Source organism: Streptomyces sp. NPDC051940 (genome assembly GCF_040680895.1).
In the GTDB taxonomy this organism is placed as follows: Bacteria; Actinomycetota; Actinomycetes; order Streptomycetales; family Streptomycetaceae; genus Streptomyces.
Map to the genome: position 1 here is coordinate 188,631 of NZ_JBFAXR010000001.1, position 18,463 is coordinate 207,093.

Here is an 18,463-nt window from a genome sequence, read left to right on the forward strand (position 1 = left end):
CCGTTTGACACCCCCGCCCCGCGCCGGTCGGATGGCGCCCGTGACGATGCACCCCGACGAGCACCCCATCGACGACGGCCTCGTACGCGCCCTGGTGGCCGCCCAGTTCCCGCAGTGGGCGGGCCTGGCGGTCGAGCGGTTCCCCTCCGGGGGGACCGTCAACGCCATGTACCGGCTGGGTGACGCGATGGTCGTACGGCTGCCGCTGGTGAAGGGCGGCGCGAAGGACGTGGCGATGGAGCAGCGGTGGCTGCCGCGCCTGGCGCCCCTGCTGCCGGCCGCCCTCCCCGGGGTGCTGGGCGCGGGCGGGCCCGGCGCGGGCTTCCCCTGGCCGTGGTCGGTGTACGGCTGGCTGGGCGGCGCCAACCCCGAACCGGGCGAGCTGACCGAACCCCTGCTGCTGGCGAAGGACCTGGCGGAGTTCGTCTCTGCGATGTGGCGGGTCACCCTCCCGGACGCGCCGACCGCGCACCGCGGCGGGCCGCTCACCGCGCTGGACGCGGAGACCCGCTCCGCGATCGCCGCGCTGCGGTCGATTCCGGAGGAGGGCGTGGACTGCGACGCCGCGCTCGCCGTCTGGGAGGAGGCGCTCGACGCCCCCGCGTGGGACGGCCCGCCGGTCTGGCTGCACGCGGACCTCACCCCGGGGAACCTCCTCGTCGACGGCGACGGCAGGCTGAGCGCGGTCATCGACTTCGGCTGTACGGGGACGGGGGACCCGGCGTGCGACCTGTTCCCCGCGTGGAACCTGCTGCCCGCCGAAGCCCGTTCGGTCTTCCGCGCCGCGGTGGACACGGACGACGCCACGTGGCTGCGCGGCAAGGGCCGCACACTCTCGCAGGCGCTGATCGCGCTCCCGTACTACCGCACGACGAACCCGGTCATGGCCCGCCACGCGCGCCACGTGATCGGCGCGGTCCTGAGCGCCTCGGGCGACACGCCCGGCTGAGCGACTTCCCGGGGGCTCCGCCCTCAGACCCCCGTCGGCGGGGAGGGGGCGGCCGGGTGAGCACGACGGCATCCGGCCTCCGGGGGCTTCGCCCCCGGACCCCGTCGGGGGGTGGCTGAGTGAGCAGTACGGTGCAGACCCGGCACGGGACGGCGCCGGACGCGCTCAGGGGCCGCGCCCCTGGCCCCCGGGGGAAGGCGATGGCCGCGTGGGCGGCACCGCGCGGACCGGCACCGACCGCGACGGACCACTCCGCGCCAACGCGCAACGGCGGACCGGGGCTCCGCCCCCGGGAGGTGAGCGCGTTAGGGGACGCCGGCACCCGGCACCCGGCACCCGGTGGGAGGGTAAGTGCGAAACGGGCCCCGTCCCAAGCGGCCTGCGGGGGGCGAACGCCGACACTGGCCCCTGGCACTCCTCAGGGAAGCGCGAATCCGGACCCCTCCTCCCCGGGGGGAGCGCGAAACCGGTCCCCACCCCTACCCCTGGGGCCCGGCACCGGTACCTCGCCCCCTGAGGCATTCGGCACCGCCTCCCCGAGGCGATCGCGGCACCGGACCCCACTCCGCACCCCTCTGGGGGGAGCACGGAACCGGACCCCACCCAGCACCCTCCTGGGGAGCACGGCACCGGACCCCACCCCCCGGAGGGCCCGCCGCGGACGCGCGTGAAGGGGCGTCGAGCGGCCGGGCGTTATAGACGTACGCGGTAGCGGGCGAGGTAGCGGATCGGGTCTACGTCCGTGCCGTAGACCCGGCCGCGGCGGACCTCGAAGTGCAGGTGGGGGCCCGTGGCGTTGCCCGTGGCGCCGGAGAGGCCGATGAGTTCGCCGCCGTACACGCGCTCGCCGTCAACCGTGCGCAGCCGGCTGAGGTGGCCGTACAGGACGTAGTGGCCGTCGTCCATGCGGATCTTGGCGTAGTTGCCGTACGCGTTGTGCCAGCCGGCCTCGATCACCCGGCCCGGCCCCACGGACCGCACCCGCGTGCCCGAGGGCACGGCCAGGTCGACGCCGGTGTGGTGGCCGGCCGCCCAGAGCTTGCCGGGAATGCCGTACGCGGCGGAGATCCGCGCGCCGCGCAGCAGCGGGGTCGCCCAGCCGACCACGGGGCGGGGGCCGCGCAGCGCGTCAGGGGCGGCGGGGGCGCGCAGGCCGGGCTGCCGGTCGTCGGCGGTACCCGGGGCCCAGTCGCCCGCGTGCCGGCCCGCGCTGCTGCCCGCTCCCTCCCCGGGTCCCGGATCGGCCGCCATCGCCACGGGGGCGGGGAGGGCGGCGGCGAGAAGCAGCGGCAGCACGGCGGCGGGCAGCGCACGCACCATGGAGACCTCCGGGGGCGCGGTGGGCTCATCACGACAGCGGCCACCGTAGGCACGCGGTCCCCCGCGCCCGCACCCCGCCACGCGCGCCCCGGGCGAAAGCCACCCGCCTGCTACGCCCGCGCGGGCACCTCGCGGCCCTCGCCGCGCGGACGCCGCGCGGCGAGGGACCGCAGCAGGCGTACGTACGGGCTCCACCGGTTCGGCCGGGCGACCGTGCCGGTGACGGCGCGTTCCGCGCGGTCGAGGGCGTCCTCGAGGAGGGCGTCGTGCAGCCACCGGACGGCCAGCGGCCACAGCAGGACGAACGGCCCGCGCAGCCGGACGGCCATCGTGTGGCGCAGCACGGTCCCGGTGCCGTCCGGCAGCGGGTGCAGGGCGAAGTCGTGGAAGCCGGTGAGGCCGCGCGGGGCGTCGAACCGGAAGCGCACCCACTGGCCGGGCGCGTGGCCGGTCACGGTGTAGCGGATCACCCAGTGCCCGCCGCGGGCGCCCACGGCGGGCGCGCGGTCGAGCACCATCGCGGGCCAGTGGCCGGAGTCGGCCGGCCACAGCCCGTCGTCCGGCGTGCCGAGCCGGTCGATGAACGGCGCGAGGCGCTCGGGCGGGACGGGCAGGAGTCGTTCGTGCACGTTGAAGACGGCCATGTCAGGGTCCTCCCGGTACTGGAGACGTATTAGAGAGCGTCCTCCAATTCAAATAGAGAGTACTCTCCATAACCGTGCCCCGTCCATCGCGCTACACCACCGGCCAGCTGCTGGACGCCGCCCTCGCCCTCGCCGACACGGGCGGGCCGACCGCCGTGACGATGACGGCGGTGGCCAAGGAGGCGGGCGTCCCCAGCGGTTCGCTGTACCACCGCTTCCCCGGCCGCGCCGATCTGCTCGCCGCGCTGTGGCTGCGCACCCTGGAGCGCTTCCACGCCGGCTACCTCGACGTCCTCGCCGGCGACGGCACCCCGGAGCGGATCGCGCTGGACGCGTCGCGGCACCTGGTCGGCTGGTGCCGCGAGCACCCGTCGGAGGCGCGCGTACTGCGGCACGGGGCGGACGCCTTCGGGCAGGACGAGTGGCCGGCGGCGGCGCGGGAGCAGCTGAAGGCCGCGAACGAGCGGGTGATGGGCGCCATCCACGCCCTCGCCGCCCGCCTCGGCGCGACCGGCGCCAAGGGACGGGCGCGGGTCGTCGCGGCGATCGTCGAGGTTCCGTACGGGCTGGTGCAGACGCATCTGCGGGAGCGGGAGACCGTCCCGGCCGCGAAGGCCGACATGGCGGAGGAGTGCGCGCGGGCGCTGCTCGCGCCCGTGGTTCACGCCCCCCGGTAGCGCCGCAGCTCCGGCACCGCCCACACGACCGCGGCCACCGTCACCGTCGTCAGCACGCCGCCCGCGCACACCGCCGTCCGCGCGCCGAGGACGGAGGCGGCGGCGCCGTGGAGGGCGTTCGCCAGCTGGGGTCCGCCGATGAGGACGACAGTGAGCGAGCCCTGGACGCGCCCCCGCAGGGCGTCGTCCGTGGCCGCCTGGGTGATCGCGTTGCGGAAGGCGCTCAGCACGAAGTTCACCGCCCCGCCCAGCACGAGGGCGGCCAGCGCCGTCCACAGGCCGTCCGCCAGCCCCAGCGCCACCACCGTGACGCCCCACGCCGCCGCGGCCCCCGCCATCATCACCCCGTGCCGGGCCGCGCGCGTGAACGTCCCCGACACCAGCCCCGCCGCGAACACCCCCGCCGGATACGCCGCGTACAGCAGCCCCAGCTCCGGGCCGCCGCCCGCCGGACCGCCGTAGACCTGCTCGGCCAGCTCCGGGAACAGCGCCACCGGCATCCCGAACACCATCGCCGCGAGGTCGACGGCCAGCACCGCCACCAGCAGCCGCGACCGGGCCAGGAACCGGAAGCCGGCCGGCACCTGGCGCAGGGCGGAGCCCTCCCGCCGTCCGGCCGGCACCTGGCGCAGAGCCGAGCCCTCCCGCCGGCCGGCCGGCAAAAGGGGCGGCAGCTTCGCCACCGCCCGGATGACGGCCAGCAGCGCCAGGGCGTCCAGCAGGTACAGCGTGCCGAGCCCCGTCAGCGGGATCAGCACCCCGGCGAGCACCGGGCCCAGCACCGCCCCGGCGTAACGGACCAGGGAACTCAGGCTGTTGGCGGCCGGCAGCAGCTCGGCGGGCACCAGGCGCGGCACCACCGCGCCCATCGCCGTCATGATCGCCCCGTACGCCACTCCCTGGCAGGCCACCAGCACCAGCAGCACGGGCACCGAACGGCCGCCCGCCAGCGACTGGATCCACAGACCGGTGTACGCCAGCGCCAGCCCGCAGTGCGCGGCCAGCAGCACCCCGCGCCGGTCGCGCAGATCCGCCAGCGCCCCCGTCCACAGCGCGGAGACGACCAGCGCCACGAGGGAGACCGCCGCCGCGGCCCCCACGGCCGCCGACGAGCCGGTCACGGTGAACAGCTGCGCCGGCACCGCGACCACGCTGAACGACCCGCCCACCGCCGCCACCGCCGACGCCGCCCACAGCCGGCGGTACGCGACGACCGCCAGGGGACGGCGATCCACCGTCCAGGCACCCCGCGGGCGGCGTACGGTCCGCGTCACCGCCCCGGCCCGGCGACGGCGTCCAGCGCGACCACCTCGGCGACCACGCAGGCGACGTTGTCCGGCGCCCCGGCCCCGTACGCCAAGGCCAGCAGCCCCTCGAGCAGCTCCTGCGGGCCGCCCGGACCGCACAGCACCGCACGCAGCGGCTCCTCCGCCACCACGGCCGACAGCCCGTCGGAGCACAGCAGATAGCGGTCGCCTGCCTCGGCCCGATGCAGCGACAGGTCCGGGCGGGCCGTGCCCGTCCCCGTCAGCGCCTGTACGAGGAGCGCGCGCTGCGGATGCGAGGCGGCCTCCTCCGGGGTGAGCCGGCCCTCGTCGACGAGCGACTGCACATAGGTGTGGTCGTGGGTGATCCGCGACAGCTCCCCGCCGCGCACCCGGTACGCCCGGCTGTCCCCGATGTGCGCCAGCGCCAGCCCCGCGCCCGACCACAGCAGCGCGGTCAGCGTCGTGCCCGCCTCGCCGTCCGGTGCCGCGGCGGCGACCTCCCCGACCGCGCGGTCCGCCGCGCCGACCGCGTCGGCGAGCGCGCCCAGCAGCTCACCGGCCGGAACGGCCAGCGTCTGCAGGGGCTTCAGGGCGTCCACCGCGGCGGCGCTCGCCCGCTCGCCCGCGCCCGCCGCCCCGTCCGCCACCGCCAGCAGCCGGGGACCGGCGTACGCGGTGTCCTGGTTGCTGGTGCGCACCAGGCCCGACTCCGAGCGCGCCGCGTATCTGATGCCCAGCGCCGTGGTGTCCTCGTCCACCGAGCTGCCCCTTCCCGTCAGATAGTCGACGAGGAAGGTGGCCAGCCGGCCGCGGGCCTCCGTCTCGGCCCGCACCTGCTCCCAGTAGCCGGCGATCTCCCCGGCCGCCGCGTCCGCCGGCAGGTCGCACACGCGCCGGATGCGCTCCAGCGGCATGCCGAGCCGGCGCAGCCACGCGATCAGCCGGGCCCGCTCCAGCTGGGCCGGGTCGTAGTACCGGTACCCGGACTCCCCGCCCACGGCCGCCGGCGGCAACAGGCCCAGCTCGTCGTACAGCCGCAGCGCCTTCGGCGACAGCCCCGCGGCCCGCGCGAACGCCCCGATGGTCAGCAGCACCGCTCCTCCTCGTCCCGGCCCCATCGGCCGGTGCGGACGATGCTGCGGCTTCCCCCAGGGGGAAGGTCAACGCCCCCGGGGCCGACGGCCCGTCCGGGGAGGGTCAACACCGTCTCACGGCGCGGGTCGCGGGCGGCGGGTCGCAGGTCGCGGGCGCGGGTCGCGGGCGGCAGGGTGCTACGACGCCGCGAGCAGTGCCCCTTCGCGCCACTTGAGGATCTTGCCGAAGGACACCACCGCCCCCCGGCCCTCCCGGTTGTGGATGTCGACGTGGTCGGCGAGGGACTCGATCAGGAAGAGACCGCGGCCCCCTTCCGCCCGCAAGGGGGCGTGGGGGCCGCGCTGCCGGCTGTCGAGGTTTCCCCTGAAGCCGGGGCCGGAGTCGATGACCTCGATCCGGCACTGGTCGCCGTCGATGAACGCCGTCACCCGGTAGTCGTCGGTCGTCGTGTCCCCGCCGTACTCCACCGCGTTGGCGCACGCCTCGGTGAGGGCGAGCGCCAGGTCGAAGGAGATGTCGGGGTCCACACCGGCCGTCTCCATGGCGCCGAGGAGCAGTCTTCGGGCGAGGGGGACGCTCGCGGCCTCGCGACGCAGGTGCAGGGACCACCAGATGCTCATCGCGCTTCAGCCTCCTGGCTGGACTGCCGCTGGACGTAAGGTACGTATAACCGGCTACCGGGCGGGACAATCGTGTTCGGCGGGTGAGGACACTCATTTAGTGGATGCGTTTATTCCACCGGTGGGGTATGGGGGGTCCGGGGCGTATTCGTCCCCGCAGGCCGGGGCGGTGGCGGCGGTCGTGTTCCGGCCACCCGCGGGCGGTGCGGTGCGGCCGATCGGCAGCCCTCCCCTGTGACGGGTGCGGGCACAGTGAGATGATGGCGCCGCCATGACTGCCCCCGTCCGGCGCGCCGGCGCCGATCTGCGACTGCTGCGCGCCGCCGTCTTCGCCGCGGTGTGCGTCGCGCTGTCCGTCGGCGGGCACGTCCTGGCCTCGGGCGGGACGGTGCCGCTGTGGTCGCTGGGGGCGGCCGCGGTGCTCGTCCTTTCGGTCGCCTTCGCCGCCGCCGGCCGCGAACGCTCCCTGCCCGCCATCGCCGCCCTGCTCGGAGTGGGACAGCTGGGCCTGCACTGCCTGTTCGCCCTCGGCCAGCACGGCGCCGGTCCGCGGACCAGCGGCGCCATGGACCTCGCCCTGCGGCTGGTGTGCGACCACAGCGGGCTGACGCTCACCGAGGGCGGCGCCCGCCGCATCGTCGCCGACGCGGGCGTCGACCCCGACCGGCTCGCGCCGGTCACGGGCGTGGCCGGCCACGCGGGGCACGCCGCGCACGAGACCGTCGGCCACTCGGCCGCGTACTCGCTGCCCATGCTGCTGGGCCACCTCCTCGCCGCGGTCGCCGCCGGCTGGCTGCTGCGCCGGGGCGAGGCCGCGCTGTTCCGGCTGGTGGCGCTCGCCGCGCCCGCGCACTCGCTGCGCGGCGCGCTGCGCCTCGCCACCGCGCTACGGGACGGACTGCAGTGCGCCCTCGGCGCCGCCCCCGCCCCCCGGCCCCGCCCCGACGAGCGGGACGAACCGGACACCTCCGTCGTACCGGCGCACAGCCTGAGCCGGCGCGGGCCGCCCGCGTACGGGCTCGCCGCCTGACACTCCCGCGATCCGGGAGAGGTCCGGTGCGTGGGCCCAGCCACGTGCCGGAACCTCACCTCTCCACGTAACGGAGTGACTTCAGTCATGCGTCTTCACCTTTCGCGCGGCCGCGCGGCCCTGACCGCCGGGCTCGCCGCCGGCGGCGTCCTGCTGCTCGCCCCGCCCGCCCTCGCCCACGTCTCCGTGAGCCCCGAGGGCACCGCCCAGCAGGGCGGCTACGCCACGGTCAACTTCAAGGTCCCCAACGAGCGGGACGACTCCTCGACCATCAAGCTCGAGGTCACCCTGCCCGCCGACCACCCGCTCTCCTCCGCCATGCCGCAGCCCGTGCCGGGCTGGGACGTGAAGGTCGAGAAGGCGAAGCTCGCCAAGCCCCTCGAGGTCCACGGCAACAAGATCACCGAGGCGCCGAGCAGGATCACGTGGTCCGGCGGGAAGATCGAGCCGGGCACCTTCCAGCAGTTCCCCGTCTCGCTGGGCGCCCTGCCCGAGGACACCGACGAACTGGTCTTCAAGGCCGTCCAGACCTACGACGACAACGAGGTCGTCCGCTGGATCGAGGTCCAGCAGGAGGGCGCCGAGGAGCCCGAGAACCCGGCGCCGGTGCTGGCCCTGTCCCCCGCCGAGGGCGACGGCCACCACGGCGGCACCACCGGCAGCCCGGCCGCCGCGACCGGCTCCGACGCCAAGTCCGACGCCGGGCACGACGACACCGCCGCCGCGTCCTCCGGCGGCGACGGCAGCGACACCCTCGCCCGTACGCTCGGTGTGGCGGGCATCGTGATCGGCGCCGCCGGCCTGGCCTTCGGCATCCTCTCCCGGCGCAAGAGCGCCTGACGGCCGCGCCGTCCGCGGGCCGGGCGGGCGCGCCGCCGCGCCCCCGGCCCGCAGGCGGAGCCCCACGACGTACGAAGGAAGTCCCACCCATGCGCATCCCCCGCACCGCCCTCGCCCTCGCCACCGCCGCGCTGCTCACCGCCGGCCTCGCCGCCTGCGGCTCCGGCGAGCCCGAGGCCACCCCCGCCGTGGAGATCTCCGGCGGCCAGACCAAGCCCGGCACCGTCCTGGACGACCCCAAGGCCAAGCCCGCGCTCGTCCTCACCGACACCAAGGGCCGGAAGTACGACCTGGTCAAGGAGACCGCCGGCCGGCCCACGCTGGTGTTCTTCGGCTACACCCACTGCCCCGACGTCTGCCCCACCACGATGAGCGACCTCGCCATCGCCAAGGCCAAGCTGCCGAAGGCCGACCAGGACAGGCTGCGCGTCGTCTTCGTCACCACCGACCCCGAGCACGACACCCCGCAGCGCCTCGGCGAGTGGCTCGCGTCCCAGGACAAGGACTTCATCGGCCTCACCGGCGACTTCGCCGCCATCCAGGCCGCCGGGCAGAGCCTCGGCGTGATGGTGGAGAAGGCCACCGTCGACAAGGACGGCACCATCACCGCCGACCACGGCGCCCAGGTCCTCGCCTTCTCCCCCAAGGACGACAAGGCGCACGTCATCTACACCGCCGGCACCACCGCCGACGACTACGCCAAGGACCTGCCGGTGCTCGTCCAGGGCGGTACGCCGTGAGGCGCACCGCCCTCGGGGTCGCCGCCTGCGCGCTGCTGCTCGCCGGCTGCGGCGGCGCGCACAGCCCGCAGCTCAGCGCCGCCGCCGGCTTCGTCCCGCAGCCGGCGCTCGCCGACATGGCCGCCGGCTATCTCACCGTCAGGAACGACGGCGACGCCGACGACGCGCTGACCTCCGTCACGACCTCGCTGGCGGCCCGGGTCACCCTGCACACCACCGACGGCACCCGGATGAAGCAGGTCGACCGCCTCGACGTACCGGCGGGCGGACTGCTGGAACTCGCCCGCGGGGGCAACCATCTGATGCTGGAGAAGCTGGACCGCAAGCCGCGGGTCGGTGAGAAGGTGACTCTCACCCTGCACTTCGCCAAGTCCGAGCCCATCGAGATCCAGGTGCCGGTGGAGCCGACCTCCTACCGGCCCGAAGGGGAGTGACCCGCATGGCCCGCCGGCTTCTCGGCGCCCTTCTCGCCGCCGTCGTCGGACTGCTCTTCCTCGGCGCCTCCCCGGCCGCCGCGCACGCCGCGCTGACCGGCACCGACCCGAAGGACGGCGCCGTACTGAAGGAGCCGCCCGCCCAGGTCACGCTCACCTTCTCCGAGGGCGTGCAGCTCTCCGACGACTCCCTGCGGGTCCTGGACCCGCAGGGCAAGGACGCCGCGAAGGGCGAGGCGCGCCACGTCGGCGGCAGGTCCGCCACCGCCGCCGTCGCGCTGCAGAGCGGGCTGCCGGAGGGCACGTTCACCGTGGTGTGGAAGGCCGTCTCCGAGGACAGCCACCCGGTGGCCGGGGCGTTCACCTTCTCCATCGGACAGCCCTCAGAGACCACCGTCGCACTGCCCAGCGGCGGCGGCTGGGCCGAGACGTTCTACGACGCCGGGCGCTATCTCGCGTACGCCGGCTTCGTGGTGATGACCGGCACGGCCGTCTTCGCCGGCTGGTGCGGCGGCCGCAACCCGCGGCTGCGCCGGCTGGCGAGTGCCGGCTGGGCGCTGCTGTTCGGCGCCACCGTCGCGCTGCTCCTGCTGCGCGGGCCGTACACCGGGGAGGACTTCGGGCTGGACTCCGTACGGGAGGTGCTCGCCACCAAGCCGGGCGCGGCGCTGCTGTCGCGGCTGCTGCTGCTCGGGGCGGCGGCGGTGTTCCTGGCGGTGCTGTTCGGTACGTTCCGGGCGGACGGAGGCTCCGGTTCTCCCGGCTCCGACGAAGACTCCCCCGACGGCCGTACGGAGAAGGAGCGCCGGGACCTCGCCGTCGGGCTGGGCATAGGCGGCACCGTCGTCGCCGCCGGGCTCGCCGCGACCTGGGCGATGGCCGAGCACGCCTCGGCCGGCATCCAGCCGTGGCTCGCGATGCCCGTCACCGCCCTGCACCTGCTCGCCGTCGCCGTCTGGCTCGGCGGGCTCGTCGCGCTGGCGGTGTCGCTGCGCGGCGGGCCGCCGGTGGAGCGGGCCGTCGTACGGCGCTTCTCCACGCTGGCGCTGGGCTCCGTCACGGTGCTCGTCGTCACCGGGACCTACCAGGCGTGGCGCGGGGTCGGCTCCTGGGACGCGCTCACCTCGACCGGGTACGGCCAGCTGCTGCTGGTGAAGCTCGGGCTGGTCGCCGTCCTCGTCGGTACGGCGTGGATATCGCGGCGGTGGGTGGCGCGGCTCGGCGATACCGCTCCGGCGGCCGTCGAGGAGGTCCAGCCCGTCGCCGTAACGGCAGGGGCGGAGGGAGCGGTCCCGTCGGAGGCGGTCCCCGCCGACCCCGACCGCGCGCGCCAGCTCGCGCTGCAGCAGGCCGCCCGCGACCGCACCCGCGACCGGCGGGCGCTGACCGCCGACCCGGCGCGCTTCGGACTGCGCCGGACCGTCCTCGCGGAGACGGCGATCGCGATGGTCCTGCTCTCCGTCACCACCGTCCTCACCGGCACCCAGCCGGGCCGCGCGGAGGCCGAGCAGAGCACCGCCGCGTCAGGCGCCGTGCAGAACGCCGGCCCCGTCTCCGTCGAGATCCCCTTCGACACCGGCGGGCGCGGCGGCAGCGGCACCGCCGAACTCACCCTCGACCCGGCCCGTACCGGCGACAACACCCTGCACGTGTACGTCACCAACGCCAACGGCGAACTCCTGGACGTCCCCGAGCTGCGGCTGGCGTTCACCCTGGCGGACAAGAAGATCGGCCCGCTGCGGACCGTGCCGGAGAAGGTCGACACCGGCCACTGGTCCGCCACCGGCGTCCAGCTGCCCGCGGCGGGGGACTGGACGGTGGCCCTCACCGTACGGACCTCGGACGTCGACCAGGTCACCGAAGAAACCAAGATCAAGATCGGCTGACGGAACACCGCGATGACAGCACAGGGCAACAGCAGTCGTACGAAGCGGCCCGCGGCCGCCGTCCCCGCCACCCGGGCGCCCGAGACACCCGACGGCGGCCTCTCCCGGCGCCGGCTCCTCGGCACCGCGGGCGCCGCGGGGGCGGCGGGCCTCGTCGCCGGCGCGGCCGGGGGCGCCGCCACGGGCGCGGCGCTGCGGGACGAACCCGCCGCGCTCACCACCGTCGGCGCCACCCGGGTGCCGTTCCACGGCACGCACCAGGCCGGCATCACCACCCCGCTGCAGGCAGCCGGCCACCTCGCCGCCTTCGACCTCGCGGCCGGTGCCGGGCGCGCGGAGGCCGCCGCCCTCATGCGGCGCTGGTCGCGCACCGCCGCCCGGCTCACCGCGGGCGAACCGGCCACCGACGGCGACACCGGCATCGCCCTGGACGCGGGCCCGTCGTCCCTGACGGTCACCTTCGGCTTCGGGCGCACGTTCTTCGACCGCACCGGCCTCACCACCCGGCGGCCCGAAGCGCTCGCGCCCCTGCCGGCGTTCTCCGCCGACGCCCTCGACCCGCGGCGCGGCGACGGCGACCTGTGGATCCAGATCGGCGCCGACGACGCCCTCGTCGCCTACCACGCCCTGCGCGCCCTGGTCCGCGACGCCGCGGACACCGCCTCCGTACGCTGGCAGGCGCGCGGCTTCAACCGCACCCCCGGCGCCACGGCCTCCCCGATGACCGCCCGCAACCTCATGGGCCAGGTCGACGGCACCAACAACCCCCGGCCCTCCGACGACGACTTCGCCGCCCGCGTCTTCGTCCCCGCGTCCGGGTCGCCCGAGTGGATGGCGGACGGCTCCTACGCCGTCTTCCGCCGGATCCGCATGCTCCTCGACCGCTGGGAGCAGCTCGGCCTCGCCCGCCAGGAGAAGGTCATCGGCCGCCGCAAGTCCGACGGCGCGCCCCTGTCCGGCGGCGGCGAGCGCACACCCGTCGACCTGGCGAAGATGGGCGCGGACGGCGCGCTCGCCATCGCCGGCGACGCCCATGTCCGCGTCGCCGCCCCCGAGTCCAACGGCGGCGCCGCGATGCTCCGCCGCCCCTTCTCGTACGACGACGGGCTGCGTGACGACGGCGCCCCGGACGCGGGGCTGCTGTTCGTCGCCTGGCAGGCGGATCCGCTGAAGGGCTTCGTCCCCGTCCAGCGCAAGCTGGACCGCGGCGACGGCCTCTCCCGCTTCCTCAGCCACGAGGCCAGCGCCCTGTGGGCGGTCCCGGGCGGGGCGGCGGAGGGGGAGTACGTGGGGCAGCGGCTGCTGGAGGGGTGAGGTCGGGGTCACGCCAGGCGGACCCCCGCCGCCCCGTCCAGTCGGCGGACGTCGGGGGCCGGTCGCCCCGTGCAGTCGGCGGACAGCGGGGGGCCGGTCGGCCCGTCCAGTCGGCGGACGTCGGGGGCCGGTCGCCCCGTGCAGTCGGCGGACAGCGGGGGCCCGTCCGCCCCGTCCAGTCGGCGGACAGCGGGGAAACCGGCGCACGCCGGTGGGTATCGTGACGTTCTCGCCGACCGGACCGGGAGCCTGCCGCATGAGCTCGAGCCGCTACACCTACCTCGGCCCCGAAGGGACCTTCACCGAGGCCGCACTGCGCACCCTGCCCGAGGCCGCCACGCGCGAGCTGGTGCCGATGGTCTCCGTACCGGCCGTCCTCGACGCGGTCCGCACCGGTGAGGCGGCCGGCGCGTTCGTCCCGATCGAGAACTCCGTCGAGGGCGGCGTGACGGCGACGCTCGACGAACTCGCCCTCGGCGCACCGCTGATGATCTACCGCGAGGTGCTGCTGCCCATCGCCTTCGCGCTGCTGGTACGCCCCGGCACGACGCTCGCCGACATCAAGACCGTCACCGGCCACCCCGTCGCCCAGCCGCAGGTGCGCAAGTGGCTGGCGGCCAACCTCCCCGACGCCGAGTGGGAGTCCTCCGCCTCCAACGCCGACGGCGCCCGCCGGGTGCAGGAGGGCCATGTGGACGGCGCCTTCGCCGGCGAGTTCGCGGCCTCCGTGTACGGGCTGGAGCCGCTGTTCACCGACATCCACGACGCCCAGAACGCCGAGACCCGCTTCGTCCTGGTCGGCCGCCCCGCCCGCCCCGCCGCGCCCACCGGCGCGGACAAGACGTCCGTCGTCATCTGGCTGGGCGACGACCACCCGGGCGCGCTGATGGAGCTGCTCCAGGAGTACGCCGTACGCGGCGTGAACCTGCTGCGCATCGAGTCGCGGCCGACCGGCGAGGGCATCGGGCGCTACTGCTTCTCGGTGGACGCCGAGGGCCACATCACCGACCGCCGGGTCGGCGAGGCGCTGATGGGCCTGAAGCGGATCTGCCCGCAGGTCCGCTTCCTCGGTTCGTATCCGCGGGCCGGGGTGGGCCCCGCCCAGGTGAAGCCGCTGCGGCCCGGGACGTCGGACCCCGACTTCGTGACGGCGTCGGACTGGCTGAACCGCTGCCTTGACGGTCGGGCCTAGGCGCGCCCCACCGGTCCGCGGGGCCTGGGTGAGCAGGCGTTTCGTCTGACCGGTCGGCGTTGTGCACAGGAAGCGAAAGTTATCCACAGGCTGCCGACTCGACCTGTGAACAAGTCGACACACGCATCGGACATTGTCGACAAGTCTGTCTACTGACCCCAGATTGATCCACAGGGGGACGGATAGGGATCCGTCAGCAGAATTCCCCTGATCCACTCTTTGGGGGTACGCATTCCCGCCCTAAAGGGGGTGTAGTTGATGTTTAAACCGGGAATCCTGCGCTGCTCGGGCCGGGAACGGAAGGATCATCTCCGACATCCACAGGACGCCCCGGTAACCTGTGGATAATTCCGTGGGCCGCCTGATCCCTTGTGGAAAAGGAAGCACCCGGTCCCCTTGGGGGGACCCGGCGGACGTCAACGCTCCGCCCGTTTTGTCACCTGTCGGGCATTCCCGGGAATCAGCCTTGACCCGTTCATTTCCAGCCGAACGACAAGACACAATTTAACTCTCAAAACGGACAAAAACCAACACACTGGAATTGTGGGTCGAGCGCCCGCCCCCCGCCCCGGTAGCCTTGGGCCCGTGATTGACCTTCGTCTGCTCCGTGAGGACCCCGACCGAGTCCGCGCCTCCCAGCGCGCCCGTGGAGAGGACGTCGCCCTCGTCGACGAACTGCTCTCCGCCGACGAGCGCCGTCGGTCCTCCGGCGTCCGCTTCGACGAGCTCCGCGCCCAGCAGAAGCAGCTGGGCAAGCAGGTCGCCCAGGCCAAGGGCGACGACAAGACCGAGCTGCTGAAGAAGACGAAGGAGCTCTCGGACGCGGTCAAGGCCGCGAACGCGGAGCAGGACGCGGCGGCCGAGGAGGCCCAGGCCCTGCTGCTGCGCATCGCCAACCTCGTCAACCCCGAGGTCCCGGTCGGCGGCGAGGACGACTTCGCCGTGCTGGAGACCGTCGGCTCGCCCCGCGACTTCGCCGCGGAGGGCTTCGAGCCGAAGGACCATCTGGAGCTGGGCGCCCTGCTCGGCGCCATCGACACCGAGCGGGCGGCGAAGGTCTCCGGCTCGCGCTTCTACTACCTGACGGGCGTCGGCGCCCTGCTGGAGCTGGCGCTGGTCAACGCGGCCATCGCCCAGGCCACCGCGGCCGGCTTCACCCCGATGCTCACCCCGGCGCTGGTCAAGCCGCGCGCGATGGAGGGCACGGGCTTCCTCGGCCAGGCGGCCGAGGACGTGTACTACCTCGACAAGGACGACCGCTATCTGGTCGGTACGTCGGAGGTCACGCTCGCGGCGTACCACATGGACGAGATCCTCGACGCCGCCCAGCTGCCGCTGCGGTACGCGGGCTTCTCGCCCTGCTTCCGGCGCGAGGCCGGCTCGCACGGCAAGGACACCCGGGGGATCATCCGGGTCCACCAGTTCGACAAGGTGGAGATGTTCTCGTTCGTCGCCCCGGAGGACGCCGCGGCGGAGCACAAGCGGCTGCTGGACTGGGAGAAGCAGTGGCTGACGTCGCTGGAGCTGCCGTTCCAGGTGATCGACGTGGCGAGCGGCGACCTCGGTCTGTCGGCGTCCCGCAAGTACGACTGCGAGGCGTGGATCCCCACGCAGGGCAAGTACCGCGAGCTGACGTCCACCTCCAACTGCGACGAGTTCCAGGCGCGGCGCCTGTCGGTCCGGATGCGCGAGGAGGGCAAGGTGCGCCCGCTGGCCACGCTGAACGGCACGCTGTGCGCCGTACCGCGGACGATCGTGGCGATCCTGGAGAACCACCAGCAGGCCGACGGCTCCGTGCGGGTGCCCGAGGTGCTGCGTCCCTATCTCGGCGGCCGTGAGGTGCTGGAGCCCATCGCCCGATGAGTCCCGCGCCCGCGTTCCCGTACGACCTGATCGCCACGGACCTCGACGGGACGCTGCTGCGCCGGGACGGCACGATCTCGCCGCGTACGCGCGCCGCGCTGGTGGACGCCTGCGCGGCGGGGGCGGCGCACATCGTCGTCACGGGGCGCGCGGTGCCGTGGGTGCGCCCGATCCTGGACGACCTCGGCTACGAGGGGCTGGCCGTGTGCGGCCAGGGGGCGCAGCTGTACGACGCGGGCACGCACCGGCTGCTGACCTCCGTGACGCTGGACCGGATGGTGGCGCGGACGGCGCTGGAGAAGATCGAGGCGGAGACGGGCCCGCTCGCGGTGGCCGCGAGCCTGGACGGTCTGCAGGGCGCGGTCCTCTTCGAGCGCGCGTTCCGCACGCCGGCGGACGGTCTGGGCGTCGAGTACATCGACAACCGCGCGGAGCTCTGGTCGGCCCCGCTGGGCCGTCTGTACATCCAGCACCCGACGCTGTCGGACGACGAGCTGACGGCGGTCGCGACCCAGGCGGTCGGCTCGCTGCTGTCGGTGGTCCTGGCGGGCCACGACACGATCGAACTCCTCCCCCAGGGCCTGTCGAAGGCCACAGGCCTGCGCCTGGCGGCCCGCCGCCTCGGACTCCCGGGCTCGTCGGCGATCGCCTTCGGCGACATGCCGAACGACATCCCGATGTTCCACTGGTCGGGCCACGGCGTCGCCATGGGCAACGCCCACGCGGAGGTACTGGCGGTGGCGGACGAGGTCACGTCGTCGAACGAGGACGACGGAATCGCGCTGGTGCTGGAGCGACTGCTGCCGGCGGGCTGACCGCCGCGGCTGTGTACCTAGTGGTACCGAGGCACCTCGGTGCGTAACCTTACGATTTTCCGGTCGTTGTCTCTTGTGCGTGGAGGCAACTACCTGACGCGAGTTGATACGTAACGCATGACGCTGTGGGTGCCGGCGCTGTCGAAGCTCTCGACGAGCAGCCGGTGATAACGCGAGTAGCTACGAAACCCTGCAGCCTCCACCCCTGTGGGCCCTGGGTACGGGCGTCCCCTCAACCGACTCGATCAATCCCCCCAAGGGAGGGGCTGCTTGATGCTGCCCGAAAACGCACTACTGGAGTCCCGCGCGATGCGGGACAGCTTCGCGGGGCGTACGCACGTCCTGGACAAGGTGAAGGCGTTGGTGATGCTGCCGGATGGGCTGCATGTCACCACCAGGATGGTCGCCGACTACTTCGAGGTCGACCTGAAGACGCTCCAGAAGCTCCTGGAGCGACACCGGAACGAGCTCGATGAGAGTGGCTTCCACATCATGCGTGGCGCTGAGCTGCGGGAATATGAGACCGACAGCATGTCGGTCTCATCGGAAAGTTATCCACAGCGCCGCAACAGCCTGGCTCTGTGGCCCCGCCGCGCCATCCTCAACGTCGCGATGCTGCTGCGCGACAGCGCCGTCGCCCGGCGCGTGCGGACGTATCTCCTCGACGTCGAGGAGGCGTCCCGCAGGGCGACCCGCCCCGAGCCGGAGCCCGAGCCGTGGGAGCGGGAGTACGAGCCCGGTGGGACGGACATCGGCGACGCCCTGCACCACATCGGCACCGTGCTGCACGGTATGTCGACCCGGCTCGATTCCGTCGACCGGAAGGTGACACAGACGCAGCACGTCGTGAACGCGATCAACGTCGAGCTGTGTGCCACACGGCAGGACGTGCTGCGCCTCGACGCGCGGATGGAGCTGCTGGAAGACGCGTGGCCGACGCCGCTGCCCGGCGTCCAGCGGCCGCACCTGCCGCCGGCCAGGCGGCGTAAGCGGCGGCAGTAGGCCGAAGGGTGCCGGTGGAGGGGCAGGACGTCCCTCCACCGGCACCCCCTCAGTCCTCCCCCGCCAGCGTCAGCGACCGCAGTCGCTGTCCCGCGGACCACGTCGCCGCGGCGGTGACGACGACCAGCAGGACGATCGCCGTGGGGAGGGCCACGTCCGACAGGAGGTAGCCGCCCTCGCCGAGGCGTTCGCCGATGGCCAGGGCCCACTGCTGGATGGACAGGGTGCGGGCGCCCTCGACGAGGGAGCCGAAGAGGGACTCCCAGATGAGGGCGTAGATGAGGCCGATGAGCACGGCGTGCTTGGTGATCGTGCCGAGGAAGAGGAACAGCGCGGCGTAGGCGACGGAGGCGATCGCCGCGGAGAGGGCGTACGCCACCGCGAGCTGCTGGCTGTTGGCGTTGAGGATGTAGCCGGCGAGCAGGGTGGGGATGGCGGAGAAGGCCATCGTGACGCCGATGGCGACGACCAGCTTGGTGAGGATGATCGTGTGCCGGGGCACGGGCTTGGCAAGGAGGTAGACGATCGACGAGTCGTCGATCTCCGGGCCGATGGCGCCCGTGCCGGCGATGACGCCGATGAGCGGCACCATCGTGGCGACGGCGAAGCCGCCGAGGATGCTGTTGGCGACCTCGTCGTCGGCGCCGACGAGGGCCCGTACGAGGATCGCGATGACGAGGAGCAGGGCCGGCAGCGCGAACATGATGAGCGCGCGCTTGCGGCCGAGCAGCGCCCGGTAGGTGAGCCGGGCGACCGTGGGGTGATACACAACGG

The 18,463-nt window shown here is 74.1% G+C and carries 18 protein-coding genes; 12 read left to right on the top strand and 6 right to left on the bottom strand.

What is annotated here, in order from left to right; genetic code table 11:
- The first annotated feature begins 46 nt into the window (after positions 1-46).
- On the top strand, positions 47-949 hold the full coding sequence (locus tag AB0M28_RS00935; protein WP_365395659.1) for an aminoglycoside phosphotransferase family protein: 903 nt from the start codon (positions 47-49) through the stop codon (positions 947-949).
- Between the two features lie 693 nt (positions 950-1,642).
- Here the strand turns inward: AB0M28_RS00935 and AB0M28_RS00940 are convergent.
- Together AB0M28_RS00940 and AB0M28_RS00945 are read right to left on the bottom strand one after the other, a co-directional pair.
- Positions 1,643-2,269 carry a M23 family metallopeptidase gene (locus AB0M28_RS00940; protein ID WP_365395519.1) on the bottom strand — a complete coding sequence of 209 codons (627 nt, stop codon included), beginning with the start codon at positions 2,267-2,269 and terminating at the stop codon, positions 1,643-1,645.
- Between the two features lie 110 nt (positions 2,270-2,379).
- Entirely contained in the window at positions 2,380-2,913 is a 534-nt protein-coding gene (locus AB0M28_RS00945) for an SRPBCC family protein (protein ID WP_365395522.1), read from the bottom strand.
- Positions 2,914-2,987: 74 nt separating this feature from the next.
- On the opposite strand from AB0M28_RS00945, the gene AB0M28_RS00950 reads away from it, so the two are divergent.
- Positions 2,988-3,590: a TetR/AcrR family transcriptional regulator gene (locus AB0M28_RS00950; RefSeq protein ID WP_365395524.1), complete on the top strand. Its 603-nt coding sequence runs from the start codon at positions 2,988-2,990 to the stop codon at positions 3,588-3,590.
- Here AB0M28_RS00950 and AB0M28_RS00955 read toward each other — a convergent pair.
- From AB0M28_RS00955 to AB0M28_RS00965, 3 genes are all read right to left on the bottom strand, one after another.
- Positions 3,575-4,825, bottom strand: coding sequence for an MFS transporter (locus AB0M28_RS00955; RefSeq protein ID WP_365395527.1), 1,251 nt, complete (start codon positions 4,823-4,825; stop codon positions 3,575-3,577). The two genes, AB0M28_RS00950 and AB0M28_RS00955, sit on opposite strands and share 16 nt — an antisense overlap.
- Before the next feature lie 35 nt (positions 4,826-4,860).
- Complete coding sequence (locus tag AB0M28_RS00960; protein ID WP_365395529.1) at positions 4,861-5,976, bottom strand: MerR family transcriptional regulator; 1,116 nt, start codon at positions 5,974-5,976, stop codon at positions 4,861-4,863.
- A 153-nt stretch (positions 5,977-6,129) separates the two neighbouring features.
- A complete protein-coding gene (locus tag AB0M28_RS00965; protein WP_365395532.1) occupies positions 6,130-6,573 on the bottom strand; it encodes an ATP-binding protein in 444 nt (147 codons plus the stop codon).
- A 271-nt stretch (positions 6,574-6,844) separates the two neighbouring features.
- On the opposite strand from AB0M28_RS00965, the gene AB0M28_RS00970 reads away from it, so the two are divergent.
- The 10 genes from AB0M28_RS00970 to AB0M28_RS01015 all read left to right on the top strand — a co-directional run bounded on the left by AB0M28_RS00970 (position 6,845) and on the right by AB0M28_RS01015 (position 17,689).
- On the top strand, positions 6,845-7,603 hold the full coding sequence (locus AB0M28_RS00970) for a hypothetical protein (RefSeq protein WP_365395535.1): 759 nt from the start codon (positions 6,845-6,847) through the stop codon (positions 7,601-7,603).
- A gap of 87 nt (positions 7,604-7,690) precedes the next feature.
- Positions 7,691-8,443 carry a YcnI family protein gene (locus AB0M28_RS00975; RefSeq protein WP_365395538.1) on the top strand — a complete coding sequence of 251 codons (753 nt, stop codon included), beginning with the start codon at positions 7,691-7,693 and terminating at the stop codon, positions 8,441-8,443.
- Positions 8,444-8,532: 89 nt separating this feature from the next.
- Positions 8,533-9,183 carry an SCO family protein gene (locus tag AB0M28_RS00980; RefSeq protein ID WP_365395541.1) on the top strand — a complete coding sequence of 217 codons (651 nt, stop codon included), beginning with the start codon at positions 8,533-8,535 and terminating at the stop codon, positions 9,181-9,183.
- Positions 9,180-9,617, top strand: coding sequence for a copper chaperone PCu(A)C (locus AB0M28_RS00985; protein ID WP_365395543.1), 438 nt, complete (start codon positions 9,180-9,182; stop codon positions 9,615-9,617). The genes AB0M28_RS00980 and AB0M28_RS00985 overlap by 4 nt, the downstream gene beginning before the upstream one ends.
- A gap of 5 nt (positions 9,618-9,622) precedes the next feature.
- Positions 9,623-11,503 carry a copper resistance protein CopC gene (locus AB0M28_RS00990; RefSeq protein ID WP_365395546.1) on the top strand — a complete coding sequence of 627 codons (1,881 nt, stop codon included), beginning with the start codon at positions 9,623-9,625 and terminating at the stop codon, positions 11,501-11,503.
- Between the two features lie 12 nt (positions 11,504-11,515).
- Positions 11,516-12,817 carry an iron uptake transporter deferrochelatase/peroxidase subunit gene (efeB, locus tag AB0M28_RS00995; RefSeq protein ID WP_365395549.1) on the top strand — a complete coding sequence of 434 codons (1,302 nt, stop codon included), beginning with the start codon at positions 11,516-11,518 and terminating at the stop codon, positions 12,815-12,817.
- Positions 12,818-13,073: 256 nt separating this feature from the next.
- Positions 13,074-14,009, top strand: a complete 936-nt coding sequence (gene pheA, locus AB0M28_RS01000) for a prephenate dehydratase (protein ID WP_365395551.1) — start codon at positions 13,074-13,076, stop codon at positions 14,007-14,009.
- 585 nt (positions 14,010-14,594) lie between these two features.
- Positions 14,595-15,872, top strand: coding sequence for a serine--tRNA ligase (gene serS, locus AB0M28_RS01005; RefSeq protein WP_365395554.1), 1,278 nt, complete (start codon positions 14,595-14,597; stop codon positions 15,870-15,872).
- Positions 15,869-16,687: an HAD family hydrolase gene (locus AB0M28_RS01010; RefSeq protein ID WP_365395557.1), complete on the top strand. Its 819-nt coding sequence runs from the start codon at positions 15,869-15,871 to the stop codon at positions 16,685-16,687. Before serS ends, AB0M28_RS01010 begins: the two co-directional genes overlap by 4 nt.
- Positions 16,688-16,960: 273 nt before the next feature.
- Positions 16,961-17,689, top strand: coding sequence for a hypothetical protein (locus AB0M28_RS01015; RefSeq protein ID WP_365395559.1), 729 nt, complete (start codon positions 16,961-16,963; stop codon positions 17,687-17,689).
- A 49-nt stretch (positions 17,690-17,738) separates the two neighbouring features.
- On the opposite strand, the gene AB0M28_RS01020 is transcribed toward AB0M28_RS01015, so the two are convergent.
- Positions 17,739-18,458 (bottom strand): ABC transporter permease subunit, encoded by a 720-nt coding sequence (locus AB0M28_RS01020; RefSeq protein ID WP_365395562.1) that lies wholly within the window; start codon positions 18,456-18,458, stop codon positions 17,739-17,741.
- Positions 18,459-18,463: the final 5 nt, after the last annotated feature.